At 55.7% G+C, this 14,439-nt stretch carries 17 protein-coding genes; 8 read left to right on the top strand and 9 right to left on the bottom strand.

Translation table 11 applies throughout. The annotated features are described in order from the left end of the window. Positions 1 to 104: 104 nt before the first annotated feature. The 5 genes from soxA to ACP15F_RS05605 all read right to left on the bottom strand — a co-directional run bounded on the left by soxA (position 105) and on the right by ACP15F_RS05605 (position 3,152). A complete protein-coding gene (gene soxA, locus ACP15F_RS05625) occupies positions 105 to 953 on the bottom strand; it encodes a sulfur oxidation c-type cytochrome SoxA (RefSeq protein WP_424939844.1) in 849 nt (282 codons plus the stop codon). Between the two features lie 24 nt (positions 954 to 977). Next, on the bottom strand, positions 978 to 1,307 hold the full coding sequence (gene soxZ / locus ACP15F_RS05620; RefSeq protein ID WP_424939843.1) for a thiosulfate oxidation carrier complex protein SoxZ: 330 nt from the start codon (positions 1,305 to 1,307) through the stop codon (positions 978 to 980). A gap of 18 nt (positions 1,308 to 1,325) precedes the next feature. Then, the gene (gene soxY / locus ACP15F_RS05615; protein ID WP_424939842.1) at positions 1,326 to 1,742 is read right to left on the bottom strand and encodes a thiosulfate oxidation carrier protein SoxY; all 417 of its coding nucleotides are present in this window, start codon (positions 1,740 to 1,742) and stop codon (positions 1,326 to 1,328) included. Between the two features lie 40 nt (positions 1,743 to 1,782). After that, complete coding sequence (soxX, locus tag ACP15F_RS05610) at positions 1,783 to 2,259, bottom strand: sulfur oxidation c-type cytochrome SoxX (protein WP_424939841.1); 477 nt, start codon at positions 2,257 to 2,259, stop codon at positions 1,783 to 1,785. Positions 2,260 to 2,414: 155 nt separating this feature from the next. Further along, positions 2,415 to 3,152, bottom strand: a complete 738-nt coding sequence (locus ACP15F_RS05605; RefSeq protein ID WP_424939840.1) for a cytochrome c biogenesis CcdA family protein — start codon at positions 3,150 to 3,152, stop codon at positions 2,415 to 2,417. An 85-nt stretch (positions 3,153 to 3,237) separates the two neighbouring features. Here ACP15F_RS05605 and ACP15F_RS05600 point away from each other — a divergent pair, with 85 nt between their 5' ends. The 4 genes from ACP15F_RS05600 (at position 3,238) to ACP15F_RS05585 (ending at position 5,891) form a co-directional block, all read left to right on the top strand. Then, a complete protein-coding gene (locus ACP15F_RS05600) occupies positions 3,238 to 3,642 on the top strand; it encodes a hypothetical protein (RefSeq protein WP_424939839.1) in 405 nt (134 codons plus the stop codon). A gap of 140 nt (positions 3,643 to 3,782) precedes the next feature. Then, positions 3,783 to 4,151, top strand: coding sequence for an ArsR/SmtB family transcription factor (locus tag ACP15F_RS05595; protein WP_424939838.1), 369 nt, complete (start codon positions 3,783 to 3,785; stop codon positions 4,149 to 4,151). 51 nt (positions 4,152 to 4,202) lie between these two features. Further along, positions 4,203 to 5,261 carry a YeeE/YedE family protein gene (locus ACP15F_RS05590; RefSeq protein WP_424939837.1) on the top strand — a complete coding sequence of 353 codons (1,059 nt, stop codon included), beginning with the start codon at positions 4,203 to 4,205 and terminating at the stop codon, positions 5,259 to 5,261. A 135-nt stretch (positions 5,262 to 5,396) separates the two neighbouring features. Beyond that, entirely contained in the window at positions 5,397 to 5,891 is a 495-nt protein-coding gene (locus tag ACP15F_RS05585) for a flavin reductase family protein (protein ID WP_424939836.1), read from the top strand. 3 nt (positions 5,892 to 5,894) lie between these two features. Here ACP15F_RS05585 and ACP15F_RS05580 read toward each other — a convergent pair whose 3' ends face one another. Further along, entirely contained in the window at positions 5,895 to 6,308 is a 414-nt protein-coding gene (locus tag ACP15F_RS05580) for a hypothetical protein (RefSeq protein WP_424939835.1), read from the bottom strand. Positions 6,309 to 6,421: 113 nt separating this feature from the next. Here ACP15F_RS05580 and ACP15F_RS05575 point away from each other — a divergent pair, with 113 nt between their 5' ends. The 3 genes from ACP15F_RS05575 (at position 6,422) to ACP15F_RS05565 (ending at position 8,902) form a co-directional block, all read left to right on the top strand. Beyond that, positions 6,422 to 7,447 carry a hypothetical protein gene (locus ACP15F_RS05575; protein WP_424939834.1) on the top strand — a complete coding sequence of 342 codons (1,026 nt, stop codon included), beginning with the start codon at positions 6,422 to 6,424 and terminating at the stop codon, positions 7,445 to 7,447. 267 nt (positions 7,448 to 7,714) lie between these two features. After that, complete coding sequence (locus ACP15F_RS05570) at positions 7,715 to 8,122, top strand: hypothetical protein (protein ID WP_424939833.1); 408 nt, start codon at positions 7,715 to 7,717, stop codon at positions 8,120 to 8,122. 147 nt (positions 8,123 to 8,269) lie between these two features. After that, positions 8,270 to 8,902 carry a tyrosine-type recombinase/integrase gene (locus ACP15F_RS05565; protein WP_424939832.1) on the top strand — a complete coding sequence of 211 codons (633 nt, stop codon included), beginning with the start codon at positions 8,270 to 8,272 and terminating at the stop codon, positions 8,900 to 8,902. Between the two features lie 395 nt (positions 8,903 to 9,297). On the opposite strand, the gene ACP15F_RS05560 is transcribed toward ACP15F_RS05565, so the two are convergent. The 3 genes from ACP15F_RS05560 to ACP15F_RS05550 form a co-directional block, all read right to left on the bottom strand. Further along, the gene (locus ACP15F_RS05560; protein ID WP_424939831.1) at positions 9,298 to 10,590 is read right to left on the bottom strand and encodes an O-antigen ligase family protein; all 1,293 of its coding nucleotides are present in this window, start codon (positions 10,588 to 10,590) and stop codon (positions 9,298 to 9,300) included. A 2-nt stretch (positions 10,591 to 10,592) separates the two neighbouring features. After that, on the bottom strand, positions 10,593 to 12,035 hold the full coding sequence (locus ACP15F_RS05555) for a GumC family protein (protein WP_424939830.1): 1,443 nt from the start codon (positions 12,033 to 12,035) through the stop codon (positions 10,593 to 10,595). An 82-nt stretch (positions 12,036 to 12,117) separates the two neighbouring features. Then, entirely contained in the window at positions 12,118 to 12,759 is a 642-nt protein-coding gene (locus ACP15F_RS05550) for a response regulator transcription factor (protein WP_424939829.1), read from the bottom strand. A gap of 244 nt (positions 12,760 to 13,003) precedes the next feature. Here ACP15F_RS05550 and ACP15F_RS05545 point away from each other — a divergent pair, with 244 nt between their 5' ends. After that, positions 13,004 to 14,416: a WecB/TagA/CpsF family glycosyltransferase gene (locus ACP15F_RS05545; RefSeq protein WP_424939828.1), complete on the top strand. Its 1,413-nt coding sequence runs from the start codon at positions 13,004 to 13,006 to the stop codon at positions 14,414 to 14,416. Positions 14,417 to 14,439 lie beyond the last annotated feature (23 nt).

The following is a 14,439-nucleotide window of genomic DNA, read 5'->3' as shown; positions in this document are numbered from 1 at the left end:
TTCCTTGATTTTCAATCCGTTGCACGCCTCACCCATGCTTCAGATTGAATATGTTCGTTTAAAGAAAACCCCGCCCGAAACCGGTTCGGGCGGGGTTAAATGTCTTAGTTGCGGACCGATGGGCCTTCGACCGACAGACCGTTGCCGCGCGACGCGACGTACAGTTCCAGAGCGATGAACTCTTCGGAACCCGGGCTATAGGTGTGGGCACGCGTGTCACGTACACAGCCTTTGAAGCGCGAATGCACCCCGTTCAGCTTGGCGTTTTTCAGACGGTAAGTCGGGAAGCCGTTGATCTGACCCTGCGACAGGTGGTCGGCACGGATCATGTTGCCATAGTTGTCTTCGTGACAATTGGCACAGCTCATTTCAAGCTGACCAGTGCGGGTATAGTAGAGCTCTTTGCCCAATTCCCACGCCGCTTCAGCAGGGCCATCAATCGCCACGTTGACCGGCATGCCACGCGATACCGAAGAAAGCAGAGCTTCGACATTGATTGCGTCGGTAGCGTCATACTTCCAAGGCTCGGCGCCCATGGCATTTTCACGGCAGTTGTTCACGGCCATCTGAAGGGTATGGACCGTCTCGGCCTGATCATTCCACTTCGGATAAACCGCTTTCACGCCTGCCATTTCTTCGGGCTCGCCGTGGCAATCCGCACAGGATTTGCCTTTCGAACCGTCCACAGTGTTCCAGATCTCGATCCCTGCTTCAACGCCCAGCATGCCGGGGTTGTCGAAGTCATCCATCTGCATTTCCTGTGTCTGATCCGAGCGGAAACGCCAGCCCGACAGAACCTCGTCCAGTGCATCCGATAGATGCGCGGGCGCGGCAGTTTTGGTGACAATGTCGATCTCGCCATTGACGGTGAGTTCAGCGCTTTCATCGGCTGTTGCGGCGGCTGCCCCGAAGATGGTCGAGGCAGCTACGAGTGCTGCGATGCCTTTTTTCATTATATATTCCTCCCTGCGCTGGCCTCAGCCGATGGCGATCGACTTGGTGGTGTCGTACACGTCACCGTCATCGTCATACCAAGTGAACTTGAAATCACCTGCTTCATCGACCTTTGCGTCGAACTCGACATACGGGTTGGTCGAAATCGCGGGCTCCAGCGTCACGTCGATGACCGACTTGCCGTTGAATTCACAAGTGAACCGGTTGATGATCGAACGCGGGATGAGGTTGCCCTCTTTATCCTTACGCTGACCCGATTCCATCTTGTGGCTGATCAGGGTTTTGATGGTCACCACATCACCGGCAGCAGCCGTCTTGGGGACCTTTACGCGGGGTTTTGCACCTTTTGCCATATCTCAGATCTCCTCTAGTTAGCCGCCGCAGCCGCCGATGGTGACTTTTACGGTCGAAGACGCTTTTACGAAGCTGCCATCTGCCATTTTGGCAACAGCAACAACATCTTGCGTTCCAGCCAGACGAATACGGGTCGATGCCGACTGCGAACCAGCGGCTTCACCGAAGTTGAACTGAGCGACACCCGGTGTCGGGTTGCCAGCAGCCAGAACAAGGATCGAAACCGCGCCAGGGGCGTCGACCGAGATCGGAACAGTGTTGCCGTTTTCAGCAATTTCCGGCGCGGTCAGGGTGATCCCACCTTCGCCGGTTTCTGCGCCGCCGGTAAAGGCCGCAACGGCCTCGTCTGCAGCAGCCAATGCGCGCATCGGCAACATGGCAACGGCGGTTGCGCCGAGCCCAAGTGCCAGAGCATCACGTCGAGTGAATTTCATCTCTAGTCTCCTGTGAGTGTATTTCTATGGCCCGATCCGCTCAGTCTTTGAGCGTCATAAGATAGGCCACAACATCTTCAATCTGCTGAGCGCTCAGCAGCGGTTCGACGTCACCTTCATGAGCTTTGCCTGTGTAGGCTTTGCCCAGACGAATAAAGCCTTCGGTCTTGTAGAACGATGGCATCATCGATTCATCAAAGGTCATCTTGGCGTCTACCAGAATGCCGCGCAGCTCTGCTTCGCTCCAGCGGTCACCCGCTCCATCCAGCATAGGGCCAACTTCACCGTGGAACGGTACGTCGGCCAGATCTGTGATTTCGTGACAGGCGACGCAGTTACCCTGCGATTTCGCCGAAACCACTTTGGCGCCTTCTGCAGGATTCCCTGCAACGCCAGTGAGCGATTGGGCCACGGCCCCTTCTTCGAATGCGACGGCGGTGGGTGCCACCGTCTCGGCTTGTGCCGCTCCCAGCCCTGCAATAAGCAGGGTGCAAAGCGTGATCGTTGTCCGCTTCATGTTTCCTCCCATAACCGTTGTTCGGCCAAACTACGCAGATGAAGCAATTTTCGCAACATCAAATTCCGTTATTTGAATTAATATTATCTTGCGAAATTTTTTAGCTCTTGATCGCTTTGTTTCGCACGCAGGATCAAACCCGTCACAAAGGATGCCTAGCCGACATTTCCAAGGCCTGGAAAGGTCTCAAGCAGCCACTGTCCGATCTTGTTCACCTGCCCCGATATAATCAGCACTGCAAACAAGACAAGCATTGCGCCCATGACCTTTTCGACCCATGGCAGATACTTCCGATTGCGCCCGACCCAAGCCAGGAATGGACGTGCAAACATGGCTGCCAGAACGAAGGGCAGCGTCATCGCCAGCCCATAGACCGCCAATAAAAGCGTGCCGCGCACCAGATCTCCCATTCCGCTGGCAATCATCAAGATCGAGGCCAATGCAGGCCCGACGCAAGGCGTCCAGCCAAACCCAAAGGCCAACCCCATCAGATAGGCCCCAAGGATAGAACTTGGCTGGGCCGGTCCTTCGAGCCGCGCTTCACGGTACAGAAAGGGAATGCGCATGATTCCCAAAAAATGCAGCCCGAACAGAACCAGTATGGCTGCCCCAAAATAGCTGAGTTCTTGCTGATACTGCGCAAAGGCCGCCCCTAATGCGGTGGCCCCAAGCCCAAGGAGCATGAAGATCGAAGTGACACCCAAAGCAAAGGCAATGGAAGCAATGACCAGCCTGCGCTGTGCACCGGGATTGATCTTCCCCTCACCCGTCAACTCGGTCATTGACAACCCGGCCATATAGCACAGGTAAAACGGAACCATCGGCAGGATACAGGGCGAGAAGAACGACAGAAGCCCCGCAAGCGCCGCTCCGGCAAAGGATATGTCCAGCATGAAGGCTTCCTTGAATTCACAACATATTCAATTTATCTATTGCATGAAGCTAAGATCAACCAGATGTCAAGGAATCGGCAGCGGGATGCGTAAGATTACATTAAGTTTGCTCTCTACTGCCCTGATTGGGTTTGGGGTTTCTGCACAGGCGGCCGAGTTGATCATGGTCGAAGAACCCGGCTGCGCATGGTGCGCCAAATGGGAAAGTGAGCTGGGCGAGATCTACCCCAAGACCTCGGAAGGCAAATACGCACCCCTACGCAAAGTCGAACTCAGCGATCTGAAACGCAAGGATGGACCGGAAACATTGGGCGTCATGCCTGCCACTCCGGTCATCTTCACACCAACGTTTTTGCTGGTGGACGATGAGGGCAAGGAAGTCACCCGACTTCAAGGCTATCCCGGCGAGGATTTTTTCTGGGGTCTGCTGGAACAGATGCTGGTTGAGAACACGGATTACGTCGCGCCAACGGGTGATCAGGGAAGCTGATAGTTCGTCGCGCGCCTTAGTTTAAAAGGTATTGCAGCCAGAACACGTCTTAGTCATCTGACTGCAACGATGATTGCAAAAGTGAAATCCGGTCATTATTAGAGGCCGATAACGGTAACGGACCACAAGGACCAGTCGCAATGGCACTGCCCGTCATAAAAGAAGACATGTCGCGCGATGAGCTGGATAAAATGATGACCAGCGCTTGCGATGCTTCAACCCTTCTGAAGGCCATCAGCCACGAAGGGCGATTGATGATCTTGTGCCATCTGGTGACAGGTGAAAAATCCGTGACCGAGCTTGAAAAACTTCTTCACGCCCGTCAGGCAGCGGTTTCACAACAGCTGGCCCGCCTGCGCCTTGAAGGCCTTGTGACGCCGCGTCGTGAAGGCAAGACGATCTATTATTCGCTGACAGATGATCGTCCCCGACGTATTCTGGAAGTGATTTACGAGCTGTTCTGCTCGATCGACACCCCGGCTTCGGAAGAACGCAAAGCGGCCGAATAGCGGCCCCGCCTTCACAAGCCTGTCCAACACCATTTGGAATTGTGAGGTTTCATGTACGACTGGATCAGCGACGCCTCTCTTGCCGCACTTGTCGGATTGGTTGGTGGCATCTTGCTTGGTCTGTCTGCTCGGCTGGGACGTTTCTGTACTTTGGGCGCCATCGAAGACGCGCTCTATGCCCATTCAGGACTTCGGATGCGCATGTGGGGTGTGGCCATCGGTGTTGCGATGGTCGGCAGTCACTTGCTGATCGCAACCGGCCATCTACCTGCCGCCGAAGCAACCTATCTGCGACTTGGCTGGAATCCCTTGGCGTCCATCATTGGTGGCCTATTGTTTGGTTACGGCATGGCCCTGTCGGGAAATTGCGGCTTTGGCGCGCTCGCCCGCTTGGGTGGAGGCGACCTTAGATCTTTCGTTATTGTGCTGGTCATGGGGCTTTCGGCTTATGTGGCCATCTCGGGCCCGCTGTCGGGCCTGCGCGTTGCGCTGTTCCCCGAGACCCCAACAGACCCGACCGCCCTGCCCTCGCTGGCCTTCGGGCTTGAACGTCTGACTGGTGTATCAGCAGCGCATATCGGGATTACCGCAGGGCTTTTGCTTTTGATGGCAATGTTGGCAAACAAAGAGCTGCGCACCGCAAAGGCCGAGCTTTTCTGGGCCGCTACAGCAGGCCTCGCCGTTGTTATTGGCTGGGGTGGAACCGCGTGGGTGCTGGAGAACGGTTTTTCGGCCATCCCTGTTGAAAGCCACACCTATTCCGCCCCCTTGGGCGACATGATCATCTACCTTATGACCTCTTCTGGCAACAACTTGAACTTCGGTGTCGGGTCGGTCGTCGGCGTTCTGGCCGGTGCGTTCATCGGCAGCCTTTTCAAAGGTCATTTCCGCTGGGAGGCCTGTGAAGACCCACGCGAGCTGAAACGCCAAATCGGCGGCGCGGTCATCATGGGGTTCGGAGCCGTGATCGGATTTGGTTGCTCGATCGGACAAGGCCTGTCTGCCTTTTCAATCCTGTACTACGGCGCTCCGGTAACGTTTCTTGCGATCATTGCAGGGGCCGCGCTTGGGTTGCGCCAGCTGATCCAAGGCTTTGCTGTGGCCGAGTGAGCCTTCACACCCCCAAACGTCGCTTTTCGCCCTTTCCTACCAGTATCACTCGGGCTAGTGTCCGCGCCGAAACGCATGGTCGTGCCGCCCCGTGGCACACCTTGTTCTGACTGCGCGAACACAGGACGGATTGCAATGAGCAGCTTCACCCCCAGCCCCGATCATGCGGGCGAGTTCCGCCAAGCCTTGGGGCAGTTTGCCACCGGCGTGACAGTGGTGACAGCCGCGTCAGACACCGGCCCAATTGCCATGACGGTGAACAGCTTCACTTCGGTCTCGCTGGATCCACCGCTGATCCTATGGTGCCCGGCGCATGTATCCGAGCGTCACGACGCCTTCGTCGAGGCCTCTCATTTCGCAATCCATGTGCTGAAGGAAGATCAAATCGATCTGGCGCGCCATTTCGCCATGAACGGCGCAGACTTCTCACCCATAGATCTGATCCACGGCGCCCATGACGTCCCGCTGTTCGAAGATTGTCTGGCACGGTTTGAATGCGCGACCCACGAGGTGCATTCCGGCGGCGATCATTCGATCATGATCGGAGAAGTACTGCGCGTCACGCTGGACCCCGGTGCGCCGCTGGCGTTTCAGGCGGGGCATTTCGGTCGGTTCACGCCAACCAGCTAGATCCTATGGGATCTGAATCTGAGCGCGTTCAAAGACTGCAACGGTTTCGGCACCGTCGTCATACACAATCCGAACCTCGACTGTTTCGACGGACTGAAGAGCAAACTGCTGGTAAGGCAGTATGTCTGTGACCTTTAGTGCGTTGGGCGTGGCCTCGTCCTCATAGCACGGCTCGGCTTCGAACTGCGTTTCTTCTCCGCCGTTTACACTGAAATAGATCGCCTCAAGACCGCAGCGCCATGCCAGCAGATGGGTGAAATACAGAAGATCCTGCCCTTCATACTCCCGCACGGCCACCCAGTTACCTTGTGTGGCGTTCAAGATGGGTCGCACTTCAGTGGCAGTGGTAAAGTTCTGTGCCGTAACAGGAGTGGCAACGGCAACACAAAGCGCTGTCAAAGCAAGAAATCTACGCATGAACTTGACCCTTGGATAACGTCCAGAACGCGCCTGCAAACCCGCCTGCGCCCTTCCAGACTCGTTTCATTCCTGCCTATACTGCCTCAAAGAACAGCGCGGGCAAAGCAGTGATGAAAAAAACCTCGAAACGCCGGAAAGCGGCAAAGGTGCGAACAACGACCGCCCCCAATGTTGTCATTGTCGCCCAAGATGGCCGCTTGGCCTATGAGGCAATCCTGTTCGCCGCCAGCCTGCGCCACAGCGATCCCGATTTCAAAGGCCGCCTTCTGGTGGCCGAACCCCAACCCGGAGATCTGTGGCAGGAAGACCCGCGCCTGAAGCCGAACATCCGCGAGACGCTTGAAATGCTGGGGGCCGAAATCGTGCCCTTTGAAAGTCAGGAATTTGGCCATCACTACCCTAATGGCAACAAGATCGAAGCGCTGCTGGCCCTGCCGGAAGGCGAACCGTTCCTGTTCTTTGATACCGATACGGTGATCACCGGCAAACTGTCCGAGCTGCCGATCCCCTATGACCGACCTTCGGCATCTATGAAGCGTGAGGACACGTGGCCCACGATCGAGCTTTACGGGCCGGGCTATACGCAGATCTGGAAATCACTCTACGACAAATTCGGGCTGGATTTCGAGGCCTCTCTGGATACAAGCCAGCCGGACGAATACTGGCAGCGCTATATGTACTTTAACGCAGGCTGGTTCTTCGGCCCCTGCCCCCGTGAATTTGGCCGTCGTTTCAAGGACTACGCCGTCGCGATCCACCATGACGGCCCGGAAGAGATTGTCTGCCAAACACTCTATCCTTGGCTGGACCAAATCGCCCTGCCCCTTGTGATCTCAAGCTTTGGCGGAGGACGTCCGGGTCCAGAACTCGACGGACTGGACGGCGATGTCAGCTGCCACTGGCGCATCCTGCCCTTGGCCTATGCGCGCGAAAGCGACAAGGCCATCGAGGTCATCGAAGCCGCCACCGCACCCAACAAGATCAAGAAGGTTCTGAAGGAATACGACCCGATGAAACGGATGATCTTTCAGGGACGCGGCCAGAAAACTCGCGCGCTGTTTGACCGGGACAACCTGCCCCGCAAGGAACAGGCCATCCGCAACAAGATCAAACGCGAAGGGTTTTGGATGCGGTGATTGTTGGGGATCGGTTGGGATTGCATAAGATTTGATAGTGAATGTCCGGTTTGAGCCCAACCCGGTCATCCCTTTTTCTCGCTGCGCGCGCTCGCAGCACGAAAATCGCTGCACTGGCGTTTAGTGCTCTGCGGCGTAGCAGCGGACAAAACGGCCATTCGTCCGAGGCGCAGCACGTACAGAGGTGACAATTTACAGGATGCGGACAGAACGGATTTTGCATCAAACTTTGAACAGGGCTAAAACCATCCAAAAGGAAACACTGAGTTGGGTATTGAATACTATATTCAAGGGTACTGGAAAGGCGAGGACTCCCGCGTTCTCAAATCAGATGTATTGCGCGTGTTCGGAAAGACAGCAAGCGACGAAGGCGCATATGGTTTCTTTCCTTTGCATTATGACGAAAGAAACACCTGCAACCTGACCATTTCTGAAGAAAATGATTTAGTTACAGGGATGTGCATACACAGACCTTGCGCGCATCCGGCGCTTTACCAAAGCATTTTCGAATGCTTGCAGAGCGGTCCTTTTGTCCTCTTCGTTCCCGGGGGAAATGCTCCGATCGTTGCACAACAGAAAGTGACCAAACGATTGCCACTAGATATGATTGAATCCCTAGGTGAGCCAGTCCTTGTTTTTAGATCGGAAGACATACAGCGAACGTTGTTCGGGTGACTGGTATGGACTCCTTGCAGACCAATGCGCGCGCAGAAGACACCCATTTGGTTGGCTTCTCAAAACGGGCGTTCAGTCTTGCTTGTACACTCGCCCAGTCAGCGCGGTGCTGATGCCTGGGCTGGAGGGAGGATCGGAGGGCATATCATGCCAAGAGTCCAACTTCCCGCAGTCACCCCCAAACGCAAGGCTTGGAACAAGGGACGAATTATCGGGCAGAAACGTCCACTGCTGCCAAAACAGGTGTGGGCGATCCGTGCGCGGCTCGAACTTGCAGGCAACCTACGCGATCTTGCTTTGTTCAACGTCGCCATAGACAGCAAACTTCGAGGCTGTGATCTGGTCAAGCTAGCCGTGACTGATCTTGTCAAAGACGATCGCGTCCGCGAACGTGTTTCAGTGATCCAGAGCAAAACCAAGCGACCAGTTCAATTTGAACTGTCGGAAAACACGCGAGAAACCGTTCTGACCTGGGTTAAATCTCCGGAAATGCTTGCTTGCCTGTTCATGTTCCCAAGCCGGTTTCACAACCGACCACACATCTCAACGCGTCAGTACGGTCGACTTGTCCGCGACTGGGTGAAGGCGATTGGTTTGGAGCCGAGTGGATATGGTACACACTCGCTTCGCCGAACAAAGGCTGCCGAGATCTATCGCAAGACTGGCAACCTTCGCGCGGTGCAACTGCTCCTTGGTCACACCAAAGTCGATAGCACGGTGCGCTATCTTGGTGTCGAACTGGAAGATGCTCTGAGCATAGCCGAGCGCATCGACATCTAACGAACCCTGGCGAACGGTCCTGCCGTTCGCCATTTCGAAGCGGTTGTCCGTCCGTCATGCGGCTTAAGATCATTCTGAGCCCAAAGTACCGAATGCTGCATCATGCTTGAATGACTGCTAAGCGCCGATTGCTGATATTGGCATTTGCAAGGACAACCCAAAGCTGCCGTTCACCTTCATCGGGTGTTGCTGCATTGCGGCCAGTCAATTCTGCCATTCGTAACGAGCACTCGATTCTTACTGGCTGGTTATCTGCAGCAGTGCCAGCTGCACTCTTGGGAAATTCGTCGGTTTAACGTGAGCCACCCTATGTTGACTTGTGACCCTAAATCGCGGTTCAGCATGGAGCGGCAAGCCTAAGCTCGCCTTGTCGCTGTTCAATTTCGACCTACCAATTATCCGCTGGTGACCGATGGGTCCTCAATAGGTGGAAGTAAGTCTCGGGACACCTCACGCAAATGGATCCCAAGGATCATCAATGCGGGCCACAGGAGGTATACTTCGATCTCGATATTCTCGCCGAAGGACAACAGGATCAGTGTCAGCATGATGCCGAGTGGCAGGCGTCCGCGAGGGTGGCGGGCGGCGTCATACATCGTGAACGCTGTATGCCACAGCATCGGCCCCAGCAGCGCAAGAAACCCCACAAGGCCTTTCACGAAAAGCAGGCCATACCACGTATGATGGCTGCCGATGGGCATGTATTCCACCAGATGCGGACCCGGTTGTACGCGACCGTGACCGAACCAAACTGCCTCGTTTTGCCAGCGCTCATAGGCAATCCGTTGAAGCGTTTCACGAACACGCGTGCTGTCGGCACGTGCGCCACGAAATGCGGCAACAAAATCTTGAAAGAACTGCAAAAGCGCCGTGCCGATGATGGCCAATGATGCGGTAAGCCCAGCTACGGCCTTCCATGCCCATGCTTTGGTGATAAGCGGCATCATACGCGGAAGCGTGGTGCAGGCCACAAGCCCAACCAGCCCCATACGAGACTTCGAGGCCAGGATCATCAATACGCCTGCAGCAATGCCAATGCTGCGCCACTTAAAGCTCTTCTCTTCAAGCGCCATAAGCACAGAAACCACCCCCAACAGCGCCGCAAACGGAGACCATGGGGCATAAAACTGCCAGCGGGGCGTCCAACTGGCGGGGTCAAACGTGAAGAAATAGACGGTGAAATACTCAGGCCCCGGCCCGCCAACAGCCTTTAGTGGCGATGTGAAGATACGTTCGGGCAGACCAATGTAAGGTGCAGCGAGCAAGATCGGGGCTAGCGCCAGCGTGCATGCCCCAACCACGCCTTGCCCACGTATGATCACGTCACGGCGTACCGGTAGCAGCGCGCCTGCAAGTGGGAATAGCGCAAGCAATGCCCACCCCTTGGCCCAACCGATCGAGGACTTGATCAGGGTCTTCATGCCCAGATCCCAGTTCAAATGCCCCAGCCATAGCGCAACAAGCATAACAAGCATCCCGGCGCCCCACGCCCAAATCAGCGGCGGGATTGATCCCGTTACCTGCATGTCATCACGCACGGCATCGCCAAGATAGAAACAAAGAAGCGCAAGCCCGGCCAAGAGCCACGCCAAGACTGGACCAACGACATAAAGCGCGCCGAGCGCATAGAACGGCCACGTATAGGCCAGCGCACGAAACACGAAACGTTCGACCGGGTTCATCTCCATCGTTACTTGCCCTCAGGCTTTTTCAACAGCTTGCTCAGCAACGCCAGACGGACCCAACCAAGAACCAAGCCAATGAGCAGGAAGAAGGACGCCGCAATTCCGGCTGCCAGCGCAAGTTTGCGGCTTGGCGAGGATGGCTTCTCGGGCAACGATGGGTTCTCAAGCACCTGAACCAGTGGGTAAGACGCGTAAGGATCAGACTTGCTGGATTGATTGCGCGCGATCGCCGAGGCAAAAATCGCTTCAGCGACCGAGAAATCGCGCTGAAGGTCCTGCAAGCGCGCAGCGGGCGCGGCCAGTTGTTCTAGTTGAGTACGTTGCGAGGTCAGCTGAGCCGAGAGTGTTTCATATTTCTGCTGCACCCCTGCGCGTTCCGTTTCAAGCTGTACGAGGCGCGACAAAAGATCTGCCCGTGCACCGTCACGCGCAAAATCAAGCTTGCCAAGGTTCTGCGCATCAAGGCCAGTCACGAAAGCAGCACGTTGGGTTGCCGCATTGGACACAGCATCATATGCGCGTTGGGCTGATTGAACCTTAGGATGGTTGTTTCCAAAGCGCGACTTCAGTTCGGCAAGCGATGCAGCTTGATTGGAGCGCTCGGTGCTTAAGGAAACGAATTCGGGATCCGCGAAAGCTTTGAGGGTCGCCGCTGCTGTTTTGGCCTCAAGCCCAAGGGCCGCTTCGAGAGACACCACAGATTGCGTTCTGTCGCTGAGGGTTGCCGAGAGTGTGTTCAGCTCGACTTCAAGAACGGTCGCGTTCGTGAGAAGCACGTCATATTGATCTGCGCTAAGAAGACCTGAAGATGATTGAAGGCTTTCAATATCTTCACGTGTTTTAGCGACCGATGCGCGATAGTCTTCGATTGCTGCAAGACCGCTGTCTTCACGCGTGCTTTGCTCGTCCGAGCGCAACGCATCGAGTTCGATGAAAAAGGCGTCGAGCAGAGCTTCGGCCCGAGCCTGCGACTGCTCAGGGCTATAGCCGGACATTTCCAGATGAATAAGACCGGTCTGGTCCACAAGGTTGATGCGGGGCTTGCCAAAGGCCTGACGCGTTTCCCCCACGCTGTGCGCCGCTGCGTTCAAAATACGATCCGCTCCGATCAGGCGCTTATAAGTCTCGGTCGGACTGATCGAGTTGCTGGCGAAGGCCGAGTTGGCATAGGACGTCGCCTGTCCGATACCGTTCAAATTCATCGACGCCGAGGCGCCGGACCCCGGCAAGATCAGAGACACAGAGGACTTGAATACCAGCGGGGACGTTTTGAGATATCCGGTGATTGGCGCCCAGATCAGCGTCAGACCCAAAAGCGCAAACGCTGCATAGCGGGGCAGACGCCCGAGATCGCCAAGCTTTCCGCCAACGAGAATGCGCTTTACGTCAAATCGCCATTTTAACTTCGGTAGGCGCGCGGACCAGCTTTTTGCAACAGATATACTCATGACATGTTCTCCATGACGTGAATATATCTGGCCTTATAAAACTAAGCATGCGCGCCCACGGGTAGAGCGCCGGCACAAAGGGTCAGCCGAACCTATCCGATAGGGTATCGGCAAAAAGTCCAGCCTCGCGTGCGATCAGTGCAGCCTGTGTTCGGTTAGAAGCATCAATTTTCCGATACAACGTTTTGACGTGCAATTTGACGGTCGGCTCCTGAATATCCAGGTCGCGCGCGATCTCTTTGTTGGACTTGCCTTCGGTCAGGCCACGCAGCACCTGAAACTCGCGTGGCGAGAGTTTTTCAGCGAGCTCGTTTTTAGGCTCATCAGCTGGCGCGGTCATAAACTCGAGCGGCGCATATTGCTCGCCCATCGCCATGAACCGGATTGCATTGACCATCGATTTTGCAGGAAGTGTCTTAGGCACAAAACCCGCAGCCCCCGCATCCAGCGCTTTTTGAGCGATGTCGCGGGTCGCCTGACCAGACATAAGGGCAACGCGTTGGCCACCGTCGTATTCCATCGCTTTAGTAAGTCCGGAAAGCCCGTTCATGCCCGGCATATTGTAGTCCAGCAAAAGCAAATCGAACGGATCCTGGCCTGAAACCATCTTCAAAGCCGCGTCCAGATCCGCAGCTGTCTGAGCTTCGATATCATCTTGCCCTTCCAAGAACATAACCAAGGTATCTCGTAGAAGGTCGTGGTCATCGGCAATCAAAATGCGCATCAAGTGTGTCTCCTAGATGCTCTGTTATTAGATCCAGAATACGGCGTTTATCGGGCGAGACAAGCACTCGAAGGACTACCGACACTCACCATTCGGATAGGTCGGCTATCCTCGTTTTCCGAAAGCCCTTCTTTCGTGCCAAAACCCCATACTGTGTTCCCGCGAACTGTCCGTCCGCTCCGTTGAGCCTGCGTCGTTGTCACGTCAGGTTGGTTTCAACACCGAAACCCGAAAGGCGACGAAAATGACTTCTGCTGCTCGAATTGAAACAATCACTGCCACCGCAGTTCACGCAACCCCTCTTTCCAAGATGGCCCCAGGGGCTTCGCTGACAAAGGACCTTCCGTCGCTTGAGATGAGCTTGATGAACGCGACAACAAGAATGGCAGTGGAAAAGCTGCTGTCGCCGGGTCGCCGCAGGGTTTGCTTTGTTAATGCTCATTGCGTGAACATCGCACGCCGCCATGCCCACTATAACACTGCTGTAGTCAGCGCTGATTATCGCCTGCCAGATGGGATCGGTATTGATCTGGCCGCCAAGATGGATGGTGAAGTTCTGAAAGAAAACCTGAACGGCACTGATTTCATCCCCGCCCTGCTCGCTGGTGCTGCACTACTTGGAAAGTCCGTCTTTCTGCTTGGTGCGAAACCCGGCGCGGCCGACGCTGCTGCTGCCAGTCTTGTTCATGACATTCCCGGCCTGCGCATTGCGGGTACCGCGAATGGCTATGATGACATGCGTGATCAGGACGCACTGATCTCTCAGATTAATGACAGTGGCGCGGACATTCTGCTGGTCGCACTGGGAGTGCCACAACAAGACATTTGGTTGGCGCGCAATGCACGCAAGCTGGCCCCATCTTTTACCATGGGTGTTGGTGCGTTCTTCGACTTCCGTGCTGGTAACGTGACCCGCGCACCCAAAGCCGTACGCGCTGCGCGCATGGAGTGGGTCTGGAGATTGGCGATGGAGCCGCGCCGCATGGCCAAACGCTATTTGCTTGGCAATCTCACTTTTCTTGCCGGAAGCCTGAAGCGGTCAAAGCTGATGCCAACCAAGACCGGCTCGGCACGGCGCGCGTTGGACATCGCGATTTCAGGTGGATCACTTTTGGTGCTGTCGCCCTTGTTTCTGACTCTCGCAGCACTGGTCAGGATCGACAGCAAAGGCCCGGCATTCTTTTCCCAAACACGCATTGGCAAAGACGGAAAGCCGTTTCAGGTTCTCAAGTTCCGCTCGATGCACACAGATGCCGAGGCATGTCGCGCGGCTCTGCTCTCAAATTCCGAGCGTGAGGGCATTTGCTTCAAGCAAAAAGACGATCCCCGTGTGACACGCATCGGCAAGCTTCTGCGCCGCACATCGCTGGACGAGCTGCCGCAGTTGATCAACGTTTTCCGTGGCGACATGGCCATCGTTGGCCCGCGCCCTGCGTTGCCCAGCGAAGTGGCGCAATACCCCGCGCGTGCGCTTGGCCGGTTGAGTGTCAAACCGGGCATCACCGGGATTTGGCAGGTCTCGGGTCGCGCCGACATTGGGTTTGAAAAGATGATCGACATGGACCTGGCCTATACCCAATCGCGTACCATCCTTCTCGATCTGATCCTTATCCTTCTTACCTTCCGCGCGGTCGCAACGGGCCGTGGTGCTTACTAACGAGTTTTAAAAGGAGACTTCCA

This window comes from Aliiroseovarius sp. S253, assembly GCF_049800855.1.
Lineage (GTDB): Bacteria > Pseudomonadota > Alphaproteobacteria > Rhodobacterales > Rhodobacteraceae > Aliiroseovarius.
Note: the sequence above shows the minus strand (reverse complement) of the source record. Positions and strands in the feature narration are given on the sequence as shown.